The 23,389-nt window shown below is 45.9% G+C and carries 24 protein-coding genes; 22 read left to right on the top strand and 2 right to left on the bottom strand.

Annotated elements, in window-relative coordinates; translation table 11 throughout:
* The first annotated feature begins 3 nt into the window (after positions 1-3).
* Positions 4-951, top strand: coding sequence for a protein translocase subunit SecF (gene secF / locus H735_RS24030; RefSeq protein WP_005440322.1), 948 nt, complete (start codon positions 4-6; stop codon positions 949-951).
* Between the two features lie 180 nt (positions 952-1,131).
* Here secF and suhB read toward each other — a convergent pair whose 3' ends face one another.
* Complete coding sequence (gene suhB, locus H735_RS24025) at positions 1,132-1,935, bottom strand: inositol-1-monophosphatase (RefSeq protein ID WP_005440321.1); 804 nt, start codon at positions 1,933-1,935, stop codon at positions 1,132-1,134.
* Between the two features lie 231 nt (positions 1,936-2,166).
* On the opposite strand from suhB, the gene trmJ reads away from it, so the two are divergent.
* From trmJ to H735_RS30450, 21 genes are all read left to right on the top strand, one after another.
* Complete coding sequence (gene trmJ / locus H735_RS24020; RefSeq protein ID WP_020194983.1) at positions 2,167-2,886, top strand: tRNA (cytosine(32)/uridine(32)-2'-O)-methyltransferase TrmJ; 720 nt, start codon at positions 2,167-2,169, stop codon at positions 2,884-2,886.
* Positions 2,887-3,011: 125 nt separating this feature from the next.
* Positions 3,012-3,518, top strand: a complete 507-nt coding sequence (iscR, locus tag H735_RS24015; RefSeq protein ID WP_027726597.1) for a Fe-S cluster assembly transcriptional regulator IscR — start codon at positions 3,012-3,014, stop codon at positions 3,516-3,518.
* A gap of 28 nt (positions 3,519-3,546) precedes the next feature.
* Positions 3,547-4,761, top strand: a complete 1,215-nt coding sequence (locus tag H735_RS24010; RefSeq protein WP_009705575.1) for an IscS subfamily cysteine desulfurase — start codon at positions 3,547-3,549, stop codon at positions 4,759-4,761.
* Positions 4,762-4,798: 37 nt separating this feature from the next.
* On the top strand, positions 4,799-5,182 hold the full coding sequence (gene iscU, locus H735_RS24005; protein WP_005424883.1) for a Fe-S cluster assembly scaffold IscU: 384 nt from the start codon (positions 4,799-4,801) through the stop codon (positions 5,180-5,182).
* A gap of 72 nt (positions 5,183-5,254) precedes the next feature.
* On the top strand, positions 5,255-5,578 hold the full coding sequence (gene iscA, locus H735_RS24000) for an iron-sulfur cluster assembly protein IscA (RefSeq protein WP_005440317.1): 324 nt from the start codon (positions 5,255-5,257) through the stop codon (positions 5,576-5,578).
* A 55-nt stretch (positions 5,579-5,633) separates the two neighbouring features.
* Positions 5,634-6,149, top strand: coding sequence for a co-chaperone HscB (gene hscB, locus H735_RS23995; RefSeq protein WP_009705577.1), 516 nt, complete (start codon positions 5,634-5,636; stop codon positions 6,147-6,149).
* Between the two features lie 21 nt (positions 6,150-6,170).
* Positions 6,171-8,024: a Fe-S protein assembly chaperone HscA gene (gene hscA, locus H735_RS23990; RefSeq protein ID WP_005440313.1), complete on the top strand. Its 1,854-nt coding sequence runs from the start codon at positions 6,171-6,173 to the stop codon at positions 8,022-8,024.
* 13 nt (positions 8,025-8,037) lie between these two features.
* Positions 8,038-8,376: an ISC system 2Fe-2S type ferredoxin gene (fdx, locus tag H735_RS23985; RefSeq protein WP_005424889.1), complete on the top strand. Its 339-nt coding sequence runs from the start codon at positions 8,038-8,040 to the stop codon at positions 8,374-8,376.
* A 44-nt stretch (positions 8,377-8,420) separates the two neighbouring features.
* The gene (iscX, locus tag H735_RS23980) at positions 8,421-8,615 is read left to right on the top strand and encodes a Fe-S cluster assembly protein IscX (protein ID WP_009705578.1); all 195 of its coding nucleotides are present in this window, start codon (positions 8,421-8,423) and stop codon (positions 8,613-8,615) included.
* Positions 8,616-8,787: 172 nt separating this feature from the next.
* Positions 8,788-10,086, top strand: coding sequence for an aminopeptidase PepB (pepB, locus tag H735_RS23975; protein ID WP_009705579.1), 1,299 nt, complete (start codon positions 8,788-8,790; stop codon positions 10,084-10,086).
* Between the two features lie 100 nt (positions 10,087-10,186).
* Positions 10,187-10,612 (top strand): nucleoside-diphosphate kinase, encoded by a 426-nt coding sequence (ndk, locus tag H735_RS23970; RefSeq protein WP_005440311.1) that lies wholly within the window; start codon positions 10,187-10,189, stop codon positions 10,610-10,612.
* Between the two features lie 211 nt (positions 10,613-10,823).
* A complete protein-coding gene (gene rlmN / locus H735_RS23965) occupies positions 10,824-11,951 on the top strand; it encodes a dual-specificity RNA methyltransferase RlmN (protein WP_009697672.1) in 1,128 nt (375 codons plus the stop codon).
* 419 nt (positions 11,952-12,370) lie between these two features.
* Entirely contained in the window at positions 12,371-13,333 is a 963-nt protein-coding gene (gene rodZ / locus H735_RS23960; protein ID WP_020194985.1) for a cytoskeleton protein RodZ, read from the top strand.
* Between the two features lie 5 nt (positions 13,334-13,338).
* On the top strand, positions 13,339-14,457 hold the full coding sequence (gene ispG / locus H735_RS23955) for a flavodoxin-dependent (E)-4-hydroxy-3-methylbut-2-enyl-diphosphate synthase (protein ID WP_020194986.1): 1,119 nt from the start codon (positions 13,339-13,341) through the stop codon (positions 14,455-14,457).
* A 55-nt stretch (positions 14,458-14,512) separates the two neighbouring features.
* Entirely contained in the window at positions 14,513-15,781 is a 1,269-nt protein-coding gene (gene hisS / locus H735_RS23950; RefSeq protein WP_020194987.1) for a histidine--tRNA ligase, read from the top strand.
* 125 nt (positions 15,782-15,906) lie between these two features.
* On the top strand, positions 15,907-16,521 hold the full coding sequence (locus H735_RS23945) for a YfgM family protein (RefSeq protein WP_005440307.1): 615 nt from the start codon (positions 15,907-15,909) through the stop codon (positions 16,519-16,521).
* Between the two features lie 12 nt (positions 16,522-16,533).
* Positions 16,534-17,694 carry an outer membrane protein assembly factor BamB gene (bamB, locus tag H735_RS23940; RefSeq protein WP_020194988.1) on the top strand — a complete coding sequence of 387 codons (1,161 nt, stop codon included), beginning with the start codon at positions 16,534-16,536 and terminating at the stop codon, positions 17,692-17,694.
* Positions 17,695-17,875: 181 nt separating this feature from the next.
* Positions 17,876-19,372, top strand: coding sequence for a ribosome biogenesis GTPase Der (der, locus tag H735_RS23935; protein WP_005440296.1), 1,497 nt, complete (start codon positions 17,876-17,878; stop codon positions 19,370-19,372).
* Between the two features lie 79 nt (positions 19,373-19,451).
* Positions 19,452-20,321: an alanyl-tRNA editing protein gene (locus H735_RS23930; RefSeq protein ID WP_020194989.1), complete on the top strand. Its 870-nt coding sequence runs from the start codon at positions 19,452-19,454 to the stop codon at positions 20,319-20,321.
* 294 nt (positions 20,322-20,615) lie between these two features.
* The gene (locus tag H735_RS23925; protein WP_020194990.1) at positions 20,616-21,620 is read left to right on the top strand and encodes a GGDEF domain-containing protein; all 1,005 of its coding nucleotides are present in this window, start codon (positions 20,616-20,618) and stop codon (positions 21,618-21,620) included.
* A gap of 71 nt (positions 21,621-21,691) precedes the next feature.
* Positions 21,692-21,916: a zinc ribbon domain-containing protein gene (locus H735_RS30450; protein WP_033006191.1), complete on the top strand. Its 225-nt coding sequence runs from the start codon at positions 21,692-21,694 to the stop codon at positions 21,914-21,916.
* Here H735_RS30450 and xseA read toward each other — a convergent pair.
* Complete coding sequence (gene xseA, locus H735_RS23920) at positions 21,909-23,240, bottom strand: exodeoxyribonuclease VII large subunit (protein WP_020194991.1); 1,332 nt, start codon at positions 23,238-23,240, stop codon at positions 21,909-21,911. The genes H735_RS30450 and xseA overlap by 8 nt on opposite strands.
* Between the last annotated feature and the right edge of the window lie 149 nt (positions 23,241-23,389).

Raw genomic sequence — 23,389 nt, 5'->3', positions numbered from 1 at the left:
AATATGTTTCAAATTCTAAAAGCAGAAAACACGATCGGCTTTATGCGTTGGTCGAAAGTCGCGTTCGTATTCTCTATCGTTATGATCGCTGCTTCTATCTTCACGCTATCAACCAAATGGTTGAACTGGGGCCTAGACTTTACTGGCGGTACGCTTATCGAGGTGGGTTTTGAACAACCAGCAAACCTTGAAGAGATTCGTGCAGCACTAGATTCAAAAGGCTTCGGCGATGCGACGGTACAAAACTTTGGTAGTGCTCGCGATGTAATGGTTCGTCTTCGTCCTCGTGATGATATGTCTGGTGAAACACTAGGTAACCAAATCATTGGTGCTATCAAAGAAGGTACGGGCGAAAGCGTAGAAATGCGTCGTATTGAATTCGTAGGTCCAAACGTTGGTGATGAGCTAACAGAAGCGGGCGGTCTAGCGATTCTTGTATCGCTAATCTGTATCCTGATCTACGTATCGATGCGATTCGAATGGCGTCTAGCGGCTGGTGCGGTAATGGCACTAGCACACGATATCATCATCACGCTGGGTGTCTTCTCACTTATGCAAATCGAAGTTGACCTTACCATCGTAGCGGCGCTACTAACGGTAGTCGGTTACTCGCTCAACGATACCATCGTTGTATTCGACCGGATTCGTGAAAACTTCCGTAAGATGCGTAAGGGTGAACCTTCGGACATCATGGACGCTTCAATCACTCAAACATTGAGCCGTACATTGATTACGTCGGGTACAACCTTGTTCGTAGTAATTGCACTGTTCATGCAGGGTGGTGCGATGATTCACGGCTTCGCAACCGCACTTCTACTTGGTATCACGGTAGGTACTTACTCTTCTATCTATGTAGCATCAGCACTAGCGCTGAAACTGGGTATCCAGAAAGAGCACTTGATGCCACCTCAAGTAGAAAAAGAAGGTGCTGAGTTCGACGAGATGCCATAAGGCAGATTGAGAACCGAAAACAAAAACCGCTGAGCAGTCAGCGGTTTTTTTATGCCTGAAGAAACTTGCTTAAGTGGCGTTTGAACTGGTTAGTGAATTTCAGATATAAAAAAGCCCCGCTCAATGAGCGGGGCTATTCAAAAGTCATCAGCGTGACGGGCTTAGCATGACTTTAGAATCTTACTTAAGGATCGCGCTGTTGCCGTTTTCGCGAACGTGCTTAAGAAGAGATTTCACGCCACGAGCGCTTGAAGCAACAATGTTACCAGACTTCATGTAGTCAGTACCGCCAGCAAAGTCAGTTAGGATTGCGCCAGCTTCACGAGCGATAAGTTCGCCTGCAGCCATTTGCCAAGGTTTTAGACCTAGCTCGAAGTAACCATCTACACGGCCAGCAGCCACGTAACATAGGTCAAGAGCAGAACAACCGCTACGACGGAAGTCAGCACACTCAGTGAATAGAGAACCTACGATCTTGATGTAAGACTCAGAGTGTTGCTTCTGTTTGAATGGGAAACCAGTCGCTAGAACAGTACCGTGCAGGTCTTTAAGTTGAGTAACACGGATACGAGCGTTGTTTAGTTGAGCGCCAGCACCACGTTGTGCAGTGAATAGCTCGTTTTGCATTGGATCGTATACACAAGCTACTTCAGTTTTACCTTTGAAGCGAACCGCGATAGATACTGCGAAAGTTGGATAACCTTTTACAAAGTTATTAGTGCCATCCATTGGGTCGATGATCCATTGTACGTCTTTATCTTTACCTTCGATAAGACCAGCTTCTTCAGAAACGATACAGTGCTCTGGGTAAGAGTGCTTGATAGTATCGATGATGATAGCTTCTGCTTCTTTGTCTACGTTAGTAACAAAGTCATTAGTGCCTTTTAGCGTAGATTCAATTTTATCTGTGTTTTCTAATGATTTAGCAATATGATTGCCTGCTTTTCGCGCAGCGCGAATAGCAATGTTTAGCATTGGATGCATACGAATTTCCCAACGGATGTTAAAGAACAATTTAAAGCGGCGGCGAGTATACCAGAGTCAAGGGAAAAGGGAAGTGGTTATTTTTTGTTCGCAAGAAGAGTTCGCCGTGATATCTCTCTCGCTAGAGAAGAAAACAATTGATGAGAATGCGAATAGAAACCTGCTTCACCCTAGGGTGTGTAAAAAAATTATGGTAACATCCTTCGGTTTTAATTTAGGTAGCAAATACAGATGTTGGATCAAGTAAAAATCGTACTCGTCGGAACTTCTCATTCAGGCAACATTGGCTCCGCTGCGCGAGCAATGAAAGTTATGGGTTTAAGCCAACTTGTATTAGTTGATCCACAATGTGAAGTGGATGAGCAAACACTTGCTCTTGCCGCTGGAGCTGGTGACATTGCACAAAATGCAGCCATAGTAAGTACGCTTGAAGAAGCCATTGAAGATTGCGGTCTTGTAGTCGGTTCAAGTGCTCGCTCACGCACACTTGAGTGGCCGATGCTTGAGCCTCGTGAATGTGGTGAAAAGTTCGCTATTGAAGGTCAAAAGCATCCAGTAGCGTTGGTATTTGGCCGCGAAAGAACGGGCCTAACTAACGATGAATTGCAGAAGTGCCACTACCATGTTTGTATCCCTGCTAACCCTGAATACAGCTCGCTAAACTTGGCAATGGCGGTTCAAACCTTGAGTTATGAAGTGCGCGTTGCACATCTCAACTTGGAGCAAAGCCAATACACACCAAGTGAGCCTGAAGAATATCCACGTCATAAAGAGCTAGAAATGTTCTTTGAACACCTTGAAAAGGTGATGGTGGAGACCCAATTTATTAACAAAGAACAGCCAGGTCAGGTGATGAACAAGCTACGCCGCTTGTACTCAAGAGCAAGACCAGAGGCGCAAGAGTTGAACATTTTACGCGGTGTTTTGACTGCGATTGAAAAGAAACTCTGAACAAATAATAACCACTTTAGATGTGGGGATGAATACCTGACTAAATTAGTCAAATAAATACTTGACCAAAATAGTCAGGTATGGGAATATCCTTGTCATTACAAACTATGTGGATACGGTGTGGAATGAAACTTACATCTAAAGGAAGATATGCGGTGACAGCCATGCTGGACGTGGCACTGCACTCGCAACAAAACCCAGTCCCTCTTGCTGATATTTCAGAGCGTCAGGGTATCTCGCTCTCTTACTTAGAGCAGCTCTTTTCAAAACTGCGTAAAGCAGGTCTCGTAGCCAGCGTTCGTGGTCCAGGTGGTGGTTACCGCCTAGGTGCAGAGGCGCATAGTATCGCGATCGGTACAGTGATCGCAGCGGTTGATGAGTCAGTTGATGCAACGAAATGCCAAGGTAAAGGAGATTGCCAAGGCGGTACACGTTGCCTAACTCACACCCTATGGCGTGACCTAAGCTCTCGTATTAGTGATTTCTTGAATAATATTACGCTCGGTGAGCTAATGACAGACAACGAAGTCTTACAAATTTCTGATCGTCAGGACATTGATCTGGCGGTGACTCATGGGTTATCAAACAAAAATACAACCGCCGCGCCCATCGGTGTAAACGTCCGCTCTTAGCGGTCTGCATTTTACATTGGAGTAGAGAATGAAACTGCCGATTTATCTTGATTATTCCGCTACATGTCCAGTAGATCCACGTGTTGCTGAAAAAATGGTTCAGTACATGACAATGGATGGCACATTTGGCAACCCAGCTTCGCGTTCGCACCGTTACGGCTGGCAGGCAGAAGAAGCTGTAGATACTGCTCGTGAGCAAATTGCTGACCTTCTAAATGCAGATCCACGCGAAATCGTATTTACATCAGGTGCGACCGAGTCAGACAACCTTGCGATTAAAGGTGCTGCTCATTTTTACTCTAAGAAGGGTAAACACGTAATCACTTGTAAAACAGAGCACAAAGCCGTTCTTGACCCATGTCGTCAACTAGAGCGCGAAGGCTTTGAAGTGACTTACCTAGAGCCAGAATCAAACGGTCTGATTGACCTAAACAAACTTCAAGCAGCAATGCGTGAAGACACTGTTTTGGTTTCAATCATGCACGTTAACAACGAGATTGGTGTGATCCAAGACATCACCGCAATCGGCGAACTATGTCGCGAACGTAAGATTGTATTCCATGTGGATGCTGCACAGTCTGCAGGCAAACTGCCAATCGACGTTCAAGAAATGAAAGTTGACCTTATTTCACTGTCTGCGCACAAAGCTTACGGCCCTAAAGGAATCGGTGCACTTTACGTTCGTCGTAAACCTCGTATCCGTCTTGAAGCGCAAATGCACGGTGGCGGTCATGAGCGTGGCTTCCGCTCTGGTACACTTCCAACTCACCAAATCGTGGGCATGGGTGAAGCGTTCCGTGTGGCAAAAGAAGACATGCAAAAAGATTACGATCACGCACTAGCACTTCGTAACCGTCTTCTAGATGGCGTTAAAGATCTAGAAGCCGTAACGGTAAACGGTGACCTAGAACAGCGTGTTCCTCACAACCTAAACGTGAGCTTTGCATTCGTAGAAGGCGAATCTCTACTGATGTCACTAAAAGACCTAGCAGTATCTTCTGGTAGTGCTTGTACATCTGCGAGCCTAGAGCCATCTTACGTTCTTCGTGCACTTGGCCTAGACGACGAATTAGCACACAGCTCAGTACGTTTCTCATTTGGTCGTTTCACGACTGAAGCAGAAATTGATTACGCAATTGAACAAATCCGCGTTGCAGTGACTAAGCTACGCGACATGTCTCCTCTATGGGATATGTACAAGGAAGGGGTTGATCTGAGCACTGTTGAATGGGCTCACCATTAATCTCACGGACTGAATAGAGGATTCGAGGTAATTTATCATGGCATACAGCGAAAAAGTAATTGATCACTACGAGAACCCACGTAACGTTGGTTCGTTCGATAAAGAAGACCCATCAGTAGGCAGCGGCATGGTTGGCGCGCCAGCTTGTGGTGACGTAATGAAGCTTCAAATCAAAGTGACGCCAGAAGGCATCATTGAAGACGCGAAATTCAAAACATACGGTTGTGGTAGTGCAATCGCTTCAAGCTCACTCGTAACTGAGTGGGTAAAAGGCAAGTCTATTGACGAAGCGGCGTCTATCAAAAACTCTGAGATTGCAGAAGAGCTAGAGCTTCCACCTGTGAAAGTACACTGCTCAATCCTAGCGGAAGACGCAATCAAAGCAGCGGTTGCTGACTACAAGAAAAAACACCAGGAATAATTATTCCGTATATAATGGGAGCCCTTAAACGCTCCCATTCCAAAACGTAATTTAGACAGACTAAGGTGCAGTATGGCCATCACAATGACAGAATCAGCGGCGAGTCGCGTAAAAGCATTCCTAGATAACCGAGGCAAAGGTATCGGTTTGCGTCTTGGAGTGAAGACGACAGGCTGTTCCGGCATGGCTTACGTTCTTGAGTTTGTGGATGATCTAAACGAAGAAGACGAAGTTTTTGAACTGTCTGAAGTGAAAATCATCATTGATAAGAAAAGCTTGGTATACCTAGACGGTACTGAGTTGGATTACGTTAAGGAAGGGTTGAATGAAGGTTTTGAATTCAACAACCCTAACGCAAAAAGTGAATGTGGTTGTGGTGAAAGCTTCAACGTCTAATTGACTGTCCTTCTGGGCAAACGAGTCCAGAAGGCTTTACTAGGACCCGATCTTAATGAATCACTTTGAATTATTTGGGCTACCAAGTCAGTTTCAGCTGGATGGTAGCCTTCTTTCTTCTCAGTTTCGAGAACTACAAAAACGCTTCCACCCAGATAACTTTGCTACTGCCTCAGAGCGCGACCGTTTGATGGCTGTTCAAAAAGCAGCGCAAATCAACGATGCATATCAAGTGCTTAAGCATCCTATCTCTCGCGCTGAATACATTCTGGCAGAAAACGGCACAGAAATTCGTGGTGAGCAACAAACCATGCAAGACCCAATGTTCCTAATGGAGCAAATGGAACTGCGTGAAGAACTGGAAGACATTGCTGGCAGCTCTGATCCGGAATCAGCGCTTTTTGACTTCGACTCTAAGGTCAGCAAAATGTACAAACAGCATTTGGCGAGTGTAGAGCAAGAACTTGACCAAGGTCTTTGGGCTGAAGCCGCTGACCGAGTTCGTAAACTCAAATTCATTGCCAAGCTAAAAAACGAAATTGAACTGGTTGAAGACAAGCTCCTCGGCTAGTTAGCGCGACAAGGACCCATCATGGCACTACTTCAAATCGCAGAACCGGGCCAAAGCTCGGCACCTCATGAGCATAAGCTAGCAGCGGGTATCGACTTAGGTACCACCAACTCTTTGGTTGCTTCTGTACGCAGTGGCGACGCGACCACGCTGAAAGACGAGCAAGGCCGTAGCATTTTGCCGTCAGTAGTGAACTACACGCAAGATTCTGCGTCAGTAGGTTACGATGCCAAAGCAAAAGCAGAGCTAGAACCAGCAAACACCATCATCTCGGTAAAACGTCTGATCGGCCGTTCATTGAAAGACATTCAAGCTCGCTACCCATCTTTGCCTTACCAATTTAAAGAAAGCGACAACGGTCTGCCAATTCTGCAAACCGCTCAAGGTGACAAAAACCCGATTGAAGTGTCTGCCGACATTCTTAAAGCGTTAGGTAAACGTGCTGAAGATACGCTAGGTGGTGAGTTAGCTGGCGTGGTTATTACTGTTCCTGCTTACTTTGATGACGCTCAACGCGCTGGTACAAAAGATGCAGCGAAATTGGCAGGTCTTCATGTGCTGCGTCTGCTTAACGAACCGACAGCTGCAGCGATCGCTTACGGGCTAGACTCTGGTCAAGAGGGCGTGATTGCGGTTTACGATCTAGGTGGCGGTACATTCGATATCTCTATCCTACGTTTATCAAAAGGCGTATTTGAAGTATTAGCAACCGGTGGCGACTCTGCACTAGGCGGTGATGATTTTGACCACCTACTAGCGGATTACCTGATGGAGCAAGCGGGACTAGAAGCGCCGCTTTCTGCTGAGAAAAACCGCGCATTATTGAACATTGCAACGGCGACTAAGATTGCTTTCTCTGAGCAAGACAGCGTTGATGTGGATGTATTTGGCTGGAAAGGTTCAGTGACTCGCGAGCAGTTCGAAGATTTGATTCGTCCGCTAGTGAAGAAAACTCTAATGTCTTGCCGCCGTGCGCTGAAAGATGCGGATGTAGATGCGGAAGATGTACTTGAAGCGGTCATGGTTGGCGGTTCAACCCGCACATTGCTTGTACGTGAAATGGTAGGTGAATTCTTCGGCCGTACACCACTGACAAGTATTAACCCAGATGAAGTTGTTGCAATCGGCGCGGGTATTCAAGCTGATATCCTAGCGGGTAACAAACCTGACTCGGAAATGCTGCTCCTTGACGTCATTCCACTGTCTCTTGGTATCGAAACCATGGGCGGCTTGGTTGAGAAGATTATTCCTCGTAACACCACGATCCCAGTGGCTCGCGCACAAGAATTTACCACGTTCAAAGATGGTCAAACAGCGATGAGCGTGCACACTGTACAAGGTGAGCGTGAGATGGTTGAAGACTGTCGTTCACTGGCTCGCTTCTCATTAAAAGGCATTCCTCCTATGGCTGCGGGTGCTGCACACATTCGTGTGACGTACCAAGTGGATGCAGACGGTCTATTGTCTGTTACAGCAATGGAAAAAAGCACTGGTGTTCAATCTGAGATTCAAGTGAAGCCATCTTACGGCCTAAGTGATGATGAAGTAGCAAATATGCTGCGTGATTCGATGACTTACGCGAAAGAAGACATGCAAGCTCGTGCTTTAGCTGAGCAGCGTGTAGAAGCGGATCGTGTAATTGAAGGTTTGATCGCAGCAATGCAAGCGGATGGCGATGAACTGCTGTCTGAGCAAGAAAAGCAAGATTTAATCAAAGTAATTGAAGCGCTGATTGAACTGCGTAATGGCGAAGATGCCGATGCCATCGAGCAGGGCATTAAAGATACCGACAAAGCAAGCCAAGATTTTGCGTCGCGCCGTATGGATAAATCAATTCGAGCTGCACTGTCAGGTCAGTCAGTTAATGATATATAAGAGATAAGTAGTTATGCCTAAGATTATTGTATTACCGCACGAAGATTTGTGCCCAGAAGGTGCAGTGTTGGAAGCAAACACTGGTGACACTGTTCTAGATGTTGCACTAAAAAACGGTATCGGTATTGAACATGCATGTGAAAAGTCATGTGCATGTACAACTTGCCACGTGATCATTCGTGAAGGTTTTGACTCGTTAGAAGAGAGTGAAGAGCTAGAAGATGACATGCTTGATAAAGCATGGGGTCTAGAGCCTGAGTCTCGTCTTGGTTGTCAGGCTAAAGTTGCAGACGAAGATTTGGTTGTAGAGATTCCAAAGTACACACTAAACCACGCGTCAGAAGATCATTAATACTATCTCCCCAATATAGGGGCGAAGCATAAGGAAGATGAGCAATGAAATGGACAGATTCTCGCGACATCGCGATTGAGCTTTGTGACAAGTTTCCAGATGTCGATCCTAAAACCGTGCGTTTTACCGATCTCCACCAATGGATCATGGAATTAGATGAGTTTGACGATGAGCCAAACCGTTCTAATGAAAAGATTCTTGAGGCGGTCATCCTGTGTTGGATGGACGAAGCGGATTAATGCTCGATTCGGCGGCAAAACGCAGCAGAGTTAACAATTCTCACTAAAAAAAGCGGACCTTTAGGTCCGTTTTTTTATCAAGTTGACATTTTTACCCTACATAATGCTAACATCCGTTAGTTATCAAAAAAGAAGAGGCGTAGGCAACGCCGTTATAAGACAAGGAGAAACCATGTCTACACAGATGTCTGTATTTCTTAGCCAAGAACCAGCGGCACCACATTGGGGCGACAAAGCACTGCTTTCTTTCGCTGAGAATGGCACAACCATTCACCTAGGTGAAGGTCACGATCTTGGTGCGATTCAACGTGCAGCGCGTCAACTCGATGGCCAAGGAATTCGTTCAATTTTACTTGCTGGTGACAACTGGGATTTGGAGAGCGTTTGGGCATTCCACCAAGGTTACCGCAACCCGAAAAAACACGGTACGCTAGAGTGGGTTGAGCTTTCTGAGCAAGACCAAGCAGAGCTACACGCTCGTATCACCTCTACGGACTTTACTCGCGATATCATCAACAAAACAGCTGAAGAAGTGGCGCCACGTCAATTGGCAACCATGGCGGCTGAATTCATCAAATCAATCGCACCACAAGGCACAGTAACGGCTCGTATCGTTAAAGATAAAGATCTGCTTTCAGAAGGTTGGGAAGGCATTTACGCAGTAGGTCGTGGCTCTGAGCGCACATCGGCGATGCTGCAACTTGATTACAACCCAACAGGTGATGAAAACGCACCAGTATTTGCGTGTCTTGTTGGTAAAGGTATTACCTTTGATTCAGGCGGTTACAGCCTTAAGCCATCAAACTTCATGACAGCAATGAAAGCGGATATGGGCGGTTCAGGTACGATTACTGGCGGTCTTGGTCTTGCTATTCTTCGTGGTCTTAATAAGCGTGTGAAGCTGATCCTTTGTTGTGCGGAGAACATGGTTTCTGGTCGTGCACTTAAACTTGGCGACATCATCACATACAAAAACGGAAAGACCGTTGAGATCATGAACACCGACGCAGAAGGTCGTTTAGTTCTTGCTGATGGTCTTATCTACGCAAGTGAACAAAACCCTGAGCTGATCATTGACTGTGCAACCCTAACGGGCGCAGCAAAGAATGCACTGGGTAATGACTACCATGCACTAATGAGCTTTGATGATGAGCTTTCACACCAAGCGCTAACGGCGGCGAACCAAGAGAAAGAAGGCCTATGGCCACTGCCTCTTGCTGATTTCCACCGTGGCATGCTGCCATCAAACTTTGCTGACCTATCTAACATCAGCTCTGGTGATTACTCGCCAGGCGCAAGTACAGCTGCGGCATTCTTGTCTTACTTCGTTGAAGACTACAAGAAAGGTTGGTTGCACTTCGATTGCGCAGGTACGTACCGTAAGTCAGCGTCTGATAAGTGGGCGGCAGGTGCGACAGGCATGGGTGTTCGCACACTTGCTCGTTTCCTGAACGAACAAGCCGCAAAATAAGACTTTTACCAGTGCAGACACCCTGTCTGTACTGGTATAACTAAGAGAGACGCAAGTCACTCATATAAAACTATTATTACAAGTACAAAAAGGAAACCTTATGGCTCTAGAAAGAACGTTTTCAATTGTTAAGCCTGACGCTGTAGAACGCAATCTGATTGGTGAAATTTACCACCGCATTGAGAAAGCAGGTCTACGTATCGTTGCTGCAAAAATGGTTCATCTGACAGAAGAACAGGCGAGCGGTTTTTACGCAGAACATGAAGGCAAACCTTTTTTCCCAGCACTGAAAGAGTTCATGACATCTGGTCCTATCATGGTTCAGGTTCTTGAAGGTGAAGATGCCATCGCTCGTTACCGTGAGCTTATGGGTAAAACAAACCCAGAAGAAGCGGCATGCGGTACAATCCGTGCGGATTACGCACTGAGCATGCGTCATAACTCTGTTCATGGTTCAGACAGCCCAGAATCAGCAGCTCGTGAAATCGAGTACTTTTTCCCAGAGTCAGAGATTTGCCCTCGCTAATCTTGTATTAATTTGATTTTTAAGCCTCGGACTTTTCCGGGGCTTTTTATTATCTGCTTGCCAGTGGGAAAGGGTGATAAATTGTTGGCTAAAATTTAATCATTAAGATTTTAATGCCTTAGCAAACTCAAGGTTTTAGAACCCTTGTTGTGACTGCATAAAGGCTGTACAATTCGCGCCCTTATTCTTGTTTCAGTCATTGAGAGGCAACATGACCACTGAAAAAATCAATCTACTCGACTTTGATCGCAAAGGCATGCGTCAATTTTTCGCGGAAGAGCTAGGCGAAAAAGCGTTCCGTGCGGATCAGGTTATGAAGTGGATCTACCATTTCGGTGTTGATGACTTCGACAATATGACGAACATCAACAAGAAGCTACGTGAAAAACTGCAACACAAGTGTGAAATCAAAGCACCGACGGTAGCAGAAGCGCAACACTCTTCAGACGGCACGATTAAGTGGGCGATGAAAGTGGGCGATCAAGACGTAGAAACGGTCTACATCCCAGAAGATGATCGCGCGACATTGTGTGTGTCTTCTCAGGTAGGTTGTGCATTGGAATGTAAGTTCTGCTCAACTGCTCAACAAGGCTTCAACCGTAACCTAAAAGTATCTGAAATCATCGGTCAGGTATGGCGTGCTGCGCGTGAAATCGGTTTGCAAAAAGAAACCGGTCGTCGTCCAATCACTAACGTCGTGATGATGGGTATGGGTGAGCCACTTCTTAACATGAAGAACCTTATTCCTGCGCTTGAAATCATGCTTGATGATCTTGGTTTCGGTCTTTCTAAGCGTCGCGTTACTGTATCAACTTCAGGTGTGGTTTCTGGTCTTGATCAGATGACAGGTAAGATTGACGTCGCATTGGCGATCTCTCTACATGCGCCAAACGATAAGCTGCGTAGTGAAATCATGCCAATCAACGACCGTTGGGATATCCAAGATTTCCTAGCATCTGTACGTCGTTACATTGCGTCTTCAAATGCGAACCGCGGTAAAGTAACGGTTGAGTACGTTCTGCTTGATCATGTGAACGATGACATGGACCACGCACGTGAGTTGGCGGAGCTAATGAAAGATACGCCATGTAAGATCAACCTGATTCCGTTTAACCCGTACCCAGGTTCTCCTTACAAGAAACCAAGTAACTCACGTATTGACCGTTTCCAAAAAACATTGATGCAATATGACCACACCGTAACGGTTCGTAAAACACGTGGTGATGATATTGATGCTGCGTGTGGTCAGTTAGTCGGTGATGTTATTGACCGAACCAAACGTACAGCAGCGCTAAAAGCGGCACGTGGTGCAGAAACCATTGACGTGAAAGCGGTGTAATTCACAGAGAATAGAAAAAATAGCCAGAGCCTTATGCTCTGGCTATTTTGTTTGTCACGTGTGAATTGTAATCCGATGGTTACAGACTTATTGGCGCTAATTTCGTTTTGTTGTGTCAATTTTTGGACAAAAGCTTGAGCTATCTGTTAATTTGAGAGCAAAGAGTTTTTGTCTTCGTTAAACATTCGCTTATCATGGTAAGTGAAATATAACTACGACACTGACAATTCTCAGTATTTTTTCCAATACGCTTTGCTGAACCATTGCAAAACGAGCATTCTTACTTTGTACACTGAGAATTTCTAAAAGATTATTTTGGTTAACACGTTTAGGCTAGCTATCTTTAAGTTAGGCTTGATTAGAACAAAAACGAAAATAAATAACCGTGTTAGCCACCAAACAGATTAAATACCGCCATTATGACAGAACACGAAAAAACCAATGAAGTGCCGCTTTCGATGGAAGCAGGCACGTTGCTAAAAAACAAACGCGAATCTCTAGGCATGACTCAGAAGCACGTTGCTGATCGCCTTAGACTTCGCGTTTCTGTTATTGAAGATATTGAAAACAATCGATTTGAGGAACAACAAGTCACCACGTTCACTCGTGGCTATTTGCGTTCATATGCAAAACTCGTTGGTCTCGATGAAAAGATTGTTTTGGCAGCTTTAGAGCAAACATCTGAAGTGCATGTTAAGCCACAAGAAACAGAAATGCAGAGCTTCTCTCGTAAAACTAAACACGAGAAACATAACAGCCGCATAATGCTGTTAACTTGGGCGATTGCGATCGTTATCACTGGTATTTCTGGTGCGTGGTGGTGGCAAAATCAACAAGAGAACAGTCTTGCTCAGTTAAGTGCAGAGACCGCAGAAACAGAACAAGTTGCTGATGACGCTGACATCGATCAGATGAGCGCAGATGAACTTATCGCAAGCACGCCTGCAGAGATTGCACCTGTATCGGCTGCGCCAGCTGTGGTTTCTCAAGCGGATACAGCAATGAGCGCTGCAGGTGATGTAACTGAGCCTGTTGCTGCCGCGACAGAAGAAGTGACTGAGGAAGCGGCTCAAGAACCAGTAGCGGTGATTGAGGATGCACAAGAAACAGAAGAGCCTGCGGCTCCGGTTGTACCAGAAGGTATGACGCTGCTAACGATGAAGTTCAAAGCAGACTGTTGGATTCAAGTAAAAGATGCAAACGGCAAAACTTTGGTTAGCGGTACTCGTAAACCGGGTCAAGACGTAGAACTTGCCGGAAAAGCACCTTTTAAAGTGATATTAGGCGCACCTGAAGGCGTAACAATGACATTTGCAAGTGAACCTGTCGACCTTTCTGGGTATACTTCAGGCAAAGTAGCTAGATTCACTTTACCGTTATAAATATTATGCAACACGAATCTCCAATTATTCGTCGTAAATCGACGCGTATTTATGTGGGTGATGTGCCAATTGGTGATGGTGCACCAATTGCAGTACAGTCAATGACAAACACTCGCACGACTGATGTGGAAGCCACAGTCGCACAAATCCGAGCATTAGAAAAAGTGGGTGCAGACATTGTACGTGTTTCTGTCCCTACCATGGATGCTGCGGAAGCCTTTAAGCTCATCAAACAGCAAGTGTCTGTTCCCCTAGTGGCGGACATCCACTTCGACTATCGTATCGCTTTGAAAGTGGCGGAGTACGGTGTCGACTGTTTGCGCATTAACCCAGGCAACATCGGTAACGAAGAGCGTATTCGCTCGGTTGTTGATTGTGCCCGTGACAAAAACATCCCAATCCGTATTGGTGTTAACGGCGGCTCTTTGGAAAAAGATCTGCAGATGAAATACGGTGAGCCAACGCCAGAAGCATTGGTAGAGTCGGCGATGCGTCACGTGGATCATCTAGACCGTCTTAACTTTGACCAGTTCAAAGTCAGTGTGAAAGCGTCGGATGTATTCCTTGCGGTGGATTCATACCGCCTATTGGCAAAACAGATTGACCAGCCACTACACCTTGGTATCACCGAAGCAGGTGGTGCAAGAGCGGGTGCTGTGAAGTCATCGGTTGGTCTTGGCATGCTTTTGGCTGAAGGCATCGGTGATACGCTACGTATCTCGTTGGCGGCAGATCCGGTAGAAGAGATCAAAGTTGGCTTTGATATTCTTAAGTCTCTGCGTATTCGCTCACGTGGTATCAACTTTATTGCTTGTCCAAGCTGTTCACGTCAGGAATTCGACGTGATTAATACAGTAAACGCACTGGAAGAGCGCCTAGAAGACATCATCACACCTATGGATGTGTCTATTATCGGCTGTGTCGTAAATGGCCCTGGTGAAGCTGAGGTTTCACACCTAGGTCTAGCAGGCAGTAATAAGAAGAGCGCATTCTACGAAGACGGCAAACGTCAGAAAGAGCGTTTCGACAACGATGATCTAGTGAACCAGCTAGAAGCGAAAATCCGTGCGAAAGCGTCTGTATTAGACCAAGCTAACCGCATCGAAATCAAACAAGAAGATTAATCTCATAGCTTGGGCACACTAAGTGTGCTCGGGTTACTAAGCGACGGTAATAATTGTGGCAAAGAAAATCCAAGCAATCCGAGGCATGAACGACTGCCTTCCAACTCAGTCTCCGCTGTGGCAGAAACTTGAAAACGCAGTGAAAAGCACTGTGAGCGCATACGGCTACAACGAAGTGCGCATGCCAATCGTTGAAGAAACAAACCTATTCAGCCGCGCAGTTGGTGAAGAGACAGACGTTGTTTCAAAAGAAATGTACACCTTTGACGATCGTAACGGAGACAGCCTAACACTTCGTCCTGAAGGTACGGCGGGTTGTGTACGTGCATGTATTCAAAACAGCCTGATTAACCGTGACGAACAACGTCTATGGTACATGGGCCCTATGTTCCGCCATGAGCGTCCGCAGAAAGGTCGTTACCGTCAATTCCACCAGTGTGGTGTTGAGGTGTTCGGTCTAAATGGTCCAGATGTTGATGCTGAGCTTATCATGATGACAGCACGTCTATGGCGTGAACTGGGTATCAATGAACATGTTCGTCTTGAGCTTAACTCTATCGGTTCTCAAGAAGATCGCGCAGACTACCGCACGGCATTGGTTGCATTCCTTGAGCAACATATCGATGTGCTAGACGAAGATTGTAAGCGTCGCATGCACACGAACCCACTGCGAGTTCTGGATACGAAGAACCCTGACGTTCAGGCTATTTTAGGTGATGCACCTCGTCTTTCTGAGTACTTAGGTGAAGAATCTAAAGCACACTTCGCAGGTCTATGTGAACTTTTAGACGCTGCAGGTATCGAATACACAGTTAACGAGCGTCTAGTTCGTGGTCTGGATTACTACAACCGTACAGTATTTGAGTGGATCACTGAGAGCCTAGGTGCTCAAGGCACAGTATGTGGCGGTGGTCGTTACGACGGTCTTGTAGAACAATTGGGTGGTAGTGCAACACCAGCAGTTGGCTTTGCTATGGGTCTAGAGCGTCTTGTTCTGATGCTAGAAACACTAGAGCTAACAGACGTTCGTCGCAGTGTAGATGTTTACGTTGTGACAGCAGGCGAAGGCACAATGATGGTTGGTATGAAGCTAGCAGAACAGCTTCGTGAAGCTATTCCAGGCGTTCGTGTTATGAGTCACTTCGGTGGCGGTAACTTCAAGAAACAGTTTAAGCGCGCAGATAAAGTTGGTGCTGTAGTAGCATTGGTTCTGGGCGAAAATGAAGTTGCAGAAAACATCGTAGTACTAAAAGACTTGGTGGGTGGTGAGCAAGAGACTTACAACCAAGCAGAAGTTGCTGAGAAGATCGCAGCACTGATTTAAGTCTTTTAATAAGCTAAAGATTAAATCCTAATTCGTAATACCAAGGCTCCCAAGATAGGAGCCTTTCGACGAAATAGGGACAATGGCAGCCTCGCTGCCATTTACATGTTTTAAGAGGACAGGAAGTGGAACTTTACGATACTGAAGAACAACAAGTTGAAGCCATTAAAGACTGGTGGAAGGAAAACGGTAAAGCCGTCATCATCGGTGCGGTTGTTGGTTTAGGTGGTCTATTTGGCTGGCGTTACTACCAGGATTCTGTGATTCAGGCGAGTGAAGCAGCTTCTCAAAGCTACACAACAGTAATGAACGCTCTTCAAACCAAAGGTGCAGACGCACAAGCGGACATTCAAGCGTTCATCGATTCAAACGAAGTTAAAGAGTACTCAGTACTTGCAGCACTTCAGCTAGCAAAAGTACAAGTGGATGCGAAAGATCTTTCAGCAGCACTTGAGCAACTGAAGTGGGCTCAAAGCAACACCAAAGATGCCGCGCTATCTCCACTTATTAGCTACCGTATTGCGCGCATTGAAGCTGAAATGGGCAACTTTGACGCAGCAAACGCTGAACTAGATAAAGTGACAGATGCAGCATGGACTGGTCGTATTGCTGAACAGCGTGGTGATATCGCTCTTCGTCAAGGTGACAAAGAAGCAGCATACGCGGCGTACACTGAAGCTCAGCAAGCTGCAGATGCTAGCCCAACGCTACAAATGAAATTGGACGACCTGGCGAAATAAGGACCGCATTGGATGAAAAGAGTCTTTAAGAAAGCCTTATTAGGGGCATTGACGGTGGGAATTCTAGCTGGTTGTGCTAGCGAAGAAGATACTATCGTTATGGCTCCACTACCTCAGGTAGACAGTGAGTTTACGCCAAGTGCGAAATGGACAGCATCGATTGGTGATGGTGTAGGTCATTACTTCTCAAAACTGTCGCCTGTTGTAGCAAATGATACCTTGTTCGTTGCAAGCCGTGATGGTCTAGTGAAAGCGCTGGATCCAGAAGATGGCAAGCAAAAGTGGCAAACCGATCTAGAAGAAGATGTGATTGCACGTCTTTCTGGTGGTATTACTGCCGCTTACGGTAACCTTTACATCGGCTCTGAAAATGGCGAAGTGATTGCACTTGACCAAGAAACAGGTGAAATCAACTGGCGTATTGAAGTCGGTGGTGAAGTGCTGGCGAGACCAGTTGCTGACTCAGGCATGATCATCGTGAACACCAGTCGCGGTATGTTGATTGCACTGGATGAAGCATCAGGTGAACAGCGCTGGGCATTGAGCACTGAAGTTCCAAACCTAACGTTGCGCGGTGATAGTACTCCGACAGCGATTGGTGGTGGTGTTTTCTGGGGTACGGCAAATGGACGACTAGCGGCGGTGATTGTTGAACGTGGTCAATTGATTTGGCAACAACCAGTAGGTACACCAAAAGGTGCGACCGAAATTGATCGCCTTGTCGATGTAGACTCTTCACCGATTGTACTGGGAGGCACTCTTTTCACCGTGGGTTATAACGGTCAGCTTATCGCTATCGATTTGCGCAGCGCAAACCCAATCTGGAAACGTAACTACTCATCTGCGAACGATATCGCGACAGATGGCAGCCGTATCTTCGTGATCACCGAGAAAGATCATGTCGTGGCTGTCGATGCTCGTAGCGGTACAGAGTTGTGGGAAAACAGCAAGCTGGAATACCGTCAGCTTACAGCGCCAGTTATCGTCGATAACTACCTAGTGGTAGGTGATACATTGGGTTACCTACACTGGATCGATCGCTCAACGGGCGAATTCGTTGCACAACAATACGTCGATGACAGTGGTTTTGCTGTTGGCCCGACGTTGTTGTCTGATGGTTACGTGATTACCACTCGCAATGGCGATGTAAAGAAACTAACCATTAACGAATAATATCGTGATATAATTCACATTCGGCTCCTGGCTGGTAACAGTTAGGAGCCGTTTTGTTGTTTGAAATTATTATTTATTAACCGTTATTCCTGACGTGGTTATAGGTAAAAAGCTGGTTTGATTTGGCATCAAGCAAGTCGTTACCTATAACTACAGAAGAAAGATTATTGTAGAGGTTGTTATGGTACCTGTTGTTGCTCTAGTAGGGCGTCCGAACGTAGGTAAATCTACACTATTTAACCGATTGACACGCACACGTGACGCGTTGGTTGCGGACTTCCCTGGCCTAACGCGAGACCGTAAATATGGCCAAGCTCGTCTTGGTGAAGAACACGAATTTATCGTTATTGATACCGGTGGTATTGATGGCACAGAAGAAGGCGTAGAAACAAAAATGGCACAGCAATCGTTAGCAGCGATTGATGAAGCTGATGTTGTGCTATTCCTTGTTGATGGCCGTGCTGGATTAACGCCATCGGATGAAGCGATTGCAGCGCACCTGCGCAAAATCGAAAAGCCAGCAATGCTGGTGGTAAACAAGATTGATGGTATTGATGCTGACGCCGCTTGTGCCGATTTCTGGCAACTTGGTGTTGACGACATGTACCAGATCGCAGCAGCACACGGTCGTGGTGTAACTGCGCTACTTGAGCGCGCTCTAGCGCCATTCTTTGATGATCTACTGGCAAGTGAATCTGAAGAAGGTGAGATTGAAGATCTGACTGAATTCGAAGATGAAGAGCTAGCGGTTGAAGATTACACCGAAGAAGACGCAGAAGCTGAGTTCAAGCGTTTGCAAGACCAGCCAATCAAACTGGCTATTATCGGTCGTCCAAACGTTGGTAAATCAACACTGACTAACCGTATCCTTGGTGAAGAACGCGTTGTGGTATACGACATGCCAGGAACAACACGTGATTCAATCTATATCCCAATGGAGCGTGATGGTCGTGAGTATGTTCTCATCGATACTGCAGGTGTACGTCGTCGTGGTCGTATCAATGAAACAGTAGAGAAATTCTCTGTTGTTAAAACGCTGAAAGCCGTAGAAGACGCAAACGTGGTTCTATTGGTTATCGACGCTCGTGAAAACATTTCTGACCAAGATTTAAGCCTACTTGGCTTCGCATTGAACGCTGGTCGCTCAATCGTACTAGCAGTAAACAAGTGGGATGGTCTGGATAACGATGTAAAAGAGAACGTGAAGAAAGAGCTCGACCGCCGTTTAGGTTTCGTTGATTTTGCACGTATTCACTTTATCTCTGCGCTTCACGGTACAGGCGTTGGTCACTTGTTCGAATCGATTCAAGAAGCGTACAAGTCGGCAACGACACGTGTAGGTACATCTGTTCTTACTCGTATCATGAAGATGGCAACAGACGATCACCAACCGCCTATGGTTCGTGGCCGTCGTATTAAGCTTAAATACGCACACGCGGGTGGTTACAACCCACCAATCGTGGTTGTTCACGGTAACATGGTTCGCGATCTACCTGATTCGTACAAGCGTTACTTGATGAACTACTTCCGTAAGTCTCTGGAAATCATGGGTACACCAATCCGTATTAACTTCCAGAACAGCGATAACCCGTACGAAAACCGTGGTGGCAAGCTGACTCTTTCTCAAGAGCGTAAGCGCAAACGTATGATGTCTGCAGTGAAGAACCGCAACAAGTAATCGCCTAAGATTTTATGAATACCCAAGTTTCGACTTGGGTATTTTTTTATTCAAAGCTTTCATAAGAAGTAATCAACACATGACAATCACAGCAACCAAGACGCGTTTCTGTCATCAAACTTGGCAGTTAGAGGCGCACGTACAATTTGTTCAATCTACATCAGAAGCTACCCACGTTGTTACTGATGTCACGCCTTTTCATCCCGTTAGCCATATTTGGCCTGATCACCCAGCAGATAAAGGCACGATGACGGTGAATGGTAAGAGCTTTGATGTGGTTGACTGCCAAGTGGGGGCTGTAGAACTAGCAAGCGGAGAGTTATATGTTGGCCAAGCTATTCCGGTAAAACGTGATACGGAAGGGTGGGCGTTTGTTGTCGTGCATGTCTTGCCATTCACCGATACGTTTGGTGTTGGTGATATTGCGTTGCTGGAAGTGGATAAAGAATACCAACTGTCTCTAAGTCGTGGTCATAGCGCAGGACACATTGCATACCTTGCACTCAATAAGGTGCTGGCTCAGAACTATTGGCGTAAAGATGCTGACCGTAAAGACCCGCATGGTAACTACGATTTCAACAGCTATGCGCAAGAAACCAGTTTTGTTACCCCAGATAAATGTCTGGATACCTACCGTTTAGGTAAAACACTCCGCAAAAGAGGGTTAAACAGTGCAGATATGCTGTCTGACCTAAAAAGCATCGAACAACAGGTGAATGTTCTGTTGGGGGATTGGCTAAAAAGAGACGTTGCGATCACTGTCGATTGCCATGGGGAACATCTCACGGATTCACGTTATTGGCAATGTGATTTAGGTGAAGGTGAAATCGCTGTCATCCCTTGTGGGGGAACGCATGCGAGCCATTTGAGTGACTTCGGTTCTATCCATGTCACACTAGTGGAAATAGACTCACAAACTATCGAAATGCACACCGATGTAAGACGCTAAATTTGGATTCTGATCTTTTTATTAAATCCTGTTTGCGTGGTTTTTTGCTCGAAAGTGTAGTTTTTAGTTCTGATTAAAATTGAGAGACAGAATATGTAACTTATGCTTTCGGTATGTGGTTATATAAATATTCTTTTAAGGGGTGATCGCTGATCAAAAGGGAAATATCCGAAGATCAGCATTCGATCTTTTATAGTGCCGCGTGCGCATAATGTGAGTTAGTTACCTGTGTCATATTAATAGATTTATTATATTTCAGGCTAATTAACATAATAACGATATGAATATGCCACAATGGACAAAGATAGACTGTTAGATGCTCACCGAGCAGTCAATCGTCTTTTAGGTAAGCTTGCTCTGGGAATGGAACGCGATAGCCTCAACCATGAGGTTATCAAGTTAAGTGAACACCTATTTGGGAAGAGGCAAGCTTCCATTTTACGATTGCACCCCGATACCAACACACTGCATTTGGAGTTTGCCCCACACTTACCTGATTTCTACAATCAAGCGATTGAAGGTGTCCCTATTGGACCTGATATTGGCTCATGTGGCGCTGCTGCATTCTTAAAGCAAACCGTGGTCGTTAGTGATATTGATCATCACGCTAACTGGGCCGCTTTCCTTGAGCTGACTCAACAAGCTCAACTCCGTGCATGCTGGTCTGTGCCTATTATTGCTTCGGATGGCCATGTGCTTGGGACATTTGCCATTTACAGCAATACACCTTCTGAACCTCATCCTTATGAACTCGAAGTGCTCGAAATGCTAGCCGCTTTGTATGCGGTAGCCTTAGAGAAGTATCGCCTAGAAGAACAACTTCATTTTCACGCCAGTCGCGATCCACTGACGCACTGCTTCAACCGCCGTGCGCTTTTGACCGAAGTCGATCACAAGATCAACCACAAATGTTCACGAAGTGCTGTAGTGGGATGTTTTTTCGTTGATATCGATGAGTTTAAGTACATCAATGATCGCTTTGGGCATGAGACCGGAGACCAAGTTTTGGTGCTGGTGGCTGAGCATTTAAAGCAAGCGTTTCGTTCATGTTCAGTGATAGGGCGTTATGGTGGCGATGAGTTTGTGGGTTTCAGCTGCTTTCATGATTTAGATACATACCAAAACTTTACAACCCGTCTAGTTCAAGAGCTTAACCAAGTATGCCAATTAGAGGAATACAAAGTAAAAGCCAGTATAGGTGCCGCTTGGAGTACCATGAGCGAGCGTGCGGTATTGCAAGAGCTTATTCAAAAAGCGGATGTTGCGATGTATCAAAACAAGCGTGCCAAACGCGTGTGATTAAGATCAAAGCACAAGATTGCCGTATGATTAGACTGTGAGTCAGTAAATAGAAGTTTTTAGGGGTAACCATGCAACCGAATATTTGCCCAACATGCGATATTGAGCTGGAGTGGACAGGTCAATACCACTGTAATCAATGTGAGTCGGATTATAAGAAAGTGGGATTTTGTCCAGATTGCGACGCTGAACTAGAAAAGCTACAAGCTTGTGGTGCGGCGAACTATTTCTGCAATAGTTGTAATGAACTCAAATCGAAATCACGTGTTCGATTTGAGTTTCAAAAAGTCAGTTAACGGTAGAGCGAAGATCACCATCAGATAAGCGGGTGACTAAAACGTCGCCCGTTTTTACATCTTTCGCTTGGGTAACAACCTGGCCTTGCTCAGTTTGAGTGATCGAGTAGCCACGTTTTAGTGTTGCCAGTGGGCTTACCGTATCTAGCTTCTCTGCCGCGATTGCTAGTTGATGGCGCATGGTCAGTAACTTACGGTCCATCGCATCCAGCAATTTTTGCTCGACTCGATCAAGCTTCGACTTCTGTTCAGCCAAGCGTTTTACTGGTGAGTTCAGTTGTAGGCGATGATGCTTACGCTCAACAGCTTGTTGGCGAGTTGTGATGAATCGTTGCATTGCGCGTTGTAGGCGCATCTCCAACTCATCAAGTTGTTGCGTCTGGCGCTGCAGTTGATAGCTTGGATGCTGGCGCTCTAAGCGGTGCATCAGTTGAGCCGATTGCTGTTTTTGTTGCGCTAGGTAGTAACGCATTGCACTGGCTAGCTTATGTTGGCGAGTCACCAAAGCTTGATCTTTGTGGCTGTTATCACGGCTTACCAATTCAGCCGCCGCTGATGGGGTCGGCGCTCGCATGTCCGCTACAAAGTCAGCAATTGTCACATCAACCTCATGACCAACTGCACTGATGATCGGAATTTGGCTTGCAGCAATAGTGCGAGCAAGGATTTCGTTGTTAAAGCACCAAAGGTCTTCTAACGAACCGCCACCACGACCAACAATCAATACATCACATTCGTCACGACTGTTTGCACGGCCGATTGCCTGCGCAATTTGAATGGCCGCTTCTTCACCTTGCACCATGGTTGGGTAAACCACCACGGGTAGGGAAGGATCACGGCGTTTCAATACGTCTAAGATGTCGTACAGTGCTGCACCAGTTTTTGAGGTGATCACACCAACGCGTTTTGGGTGCTCAGGTAAAGGCTGCTTGTTGGTTTGAGCAAACAAACCTTCTGCTGCCAATTTCATCTTAAGTGCTTCGAACTCTTGTTGCAGACGACCATCACCTTCTGGCTGCATGCTTTCAATGATCAATTGATAGTCACCACGTGGCTCATACAGAGACAGACGTGCTTTAACTAATACTTGATTGCCGTTTGCAGGTTTGAAAGTGACGCGACGATTGTTGCCACGGAACATGGCACATTTAACTTGAGCGCGAGAATCTTTAAGAGTGAGGTACCAGTGACCAGAGACGGGAGCTGAGAAGTTAGATATCTCTCCGACAAGCCAGACGATCCCCATTTCGTTTTCGAGCAGCAGACGCACTTCGGCATTGAGACGAGAAACAGTGAAGATGTTTTGATTGGTCTGGGAGAGCACAGCTAATTCCGTAGACGTGAGTATGGAAATTAGCGGCAATATAATACATATCAAGGGGGTAATTGCAAGAAAAAAATTAAAAAATTTGTGGTCAAGCGATTGCGTTAACCGTATAATCCCTCCGCAATATCTAATCCAAATGTAGCCAA

Origin of the sequence: Vibrio owensii CAIM 1854 = LMG 25443, from assembly GCF_000817815.1 — a bacterium.
Taxonomy (GTDB): domain Bacteria; phylum Pseudomonadota; class Gammaproteobacteria; order Enterobacterales; family Vibrionaceae; genus Vibrio; species Vibrio owensii.
The sequence above is the reverse complement of the archived record's forward strand: the minus strand, read 5'-3'. Positions and strand labels throughout refer to the sequence as shown.

Excerpts from the sequence above, each read along its gene's own strand:
- iscR (WP_027726597.1), top strand. The coding sequence starts at position 3,012 with ATGAAACTTACATCTAAAGGAAGATATGCGGTGACAGCCATGCTGGAC.
- H735_RS24010 (WP_009705575.1), top strand. The coding sequence starts at position 3,547 with ATGAAACTGCCGATTTATCTTGATTATTCCGCTACATGTCCAGTAGAT.
- ispG (WP_020194986.1), top strand. The coding sequence starts at position 13,339 with ATGCAACACGAATCTCCAATTATTCGTCGTAAATCGACGCGTATTTAT.
- iscA (WP_005440317.1), top strand. The coding sequence starts at position 5,255 with ATGGCCATCACAATGACAGAATCAGCGGCGAGTCGCGTAAAAGCATTC.
- hscA (WP_005440313.1), top strand. The coding sequence starts at position 6,171 with ATGGCACTACTTCAAATCGCAGAACCGGGCCAAAGCTCGGCACCTCAT.
- hscB (WP_009705577.1), top strand. The coding sequence starts at position 5,634 with ATGAATCACTTTGAATTATTTGGGCTACCAAGTCAGTTTCAGCTGGAT.
- bamB (WP_020194988.1), top strand. The coding sequence starts at position 16,534 with ATGAAAAGAGTCTTTAAGAAAGCCTTATTAGGGGCATTGACGGTGGGA.
- ndk (WP_005440311.1), top strand. The coding sequence starts at position 10,187 with ATGGCTCTAGAAAGAACGTTTTCAATTGTTAAGCCTGACGCTGTAGAA.
- H735_RS23930 (WP_020194989.1), top strand. The coding sequence starts at position 19,452 with ATGACAATCACAGCAACCAAGACGCGTTTCTGTCATCAAACTTGGCAG.
- iscU (WP_005424883.1), top strand. The coding sequence starts at position 4,799 with ATGGCATACAGCGAAAAAGTAATTGATCACTACGAGAACCCACGTAAC.
- H735_RS23925 (WP_020194990.1), top strand. The coding sequence starts at position 20,616 with ATGGACAAAGATAGACTGTTAGATGCTCACCGAGCAGTCAATCGTCTT.
- pepB (WP_009705579.1), top strand. The coding sequence starts at position 8,788 with ATGTCTACACAGATGTCTGTATTTCTTAGCCAAGAACCAGCGGCACCA.
- der (WP_005440296.1), top strand. The coding sequence starts at position 17,876 with ATGGTACCTGTTGTTGCTCTAGTAGGGCGTCCGAACGTAGGTAAATCT.
- H735_RS30450 (WP_033006191.1), top strand. The coding sequence starts at position 21,692 with ATGCAACCGAATATTTGCCCAACATGCGATATTGAGCTGGAGTGGACA.
- trmJ (WP_020194983.1), top strand. The coding sequence starts at position 2,167 with ATGTTGGATCAAGTAAAAATCGTACTCGTCGGAACTTCTCATTCAGGC.
- fdx (WP_005424889.1), top strand. The coding sequence starts at position 8,038 with ATGCCTAAGATTATTGTATTACCGCACGAAGATTTGTGCCCAGAAGGT.
- rlmN (WP_009697672.1), top strand. The coding sequence starts at position 10,824 with ATGACCACTGAAAAAATCAATCTACTCGACTTTGATCGCAAAGGCATG.
- suhB (WP_005440321.1), bottom strand. The coding sequence starts at position 1,935 with ATGCATCCAATGCTAAACATTGCTATTCGCGCTGCGCGAAAAGCAGGC.
- rodZ (WP_020194985.1), top strand. The coding sequence starts at position 12,371 with ATGACAGAACACGAAAAAACCAATGAAGTGCCGCTTTCGATGGAAGCA.
- iscX (WP_009705578.1), top strand. The coding sequence starts at position 8,421 with ATGAAATGGACAGATTCTCGCGACATCGCGATTGAGCTTTGTGACAAG.
- secF (WP_005440322.1), top strand. The coding sequence starts at position 4 with ATGTTTCAAATTCTAAAAGCAGAAAACACGATCGGCTTTATGCGTTGG.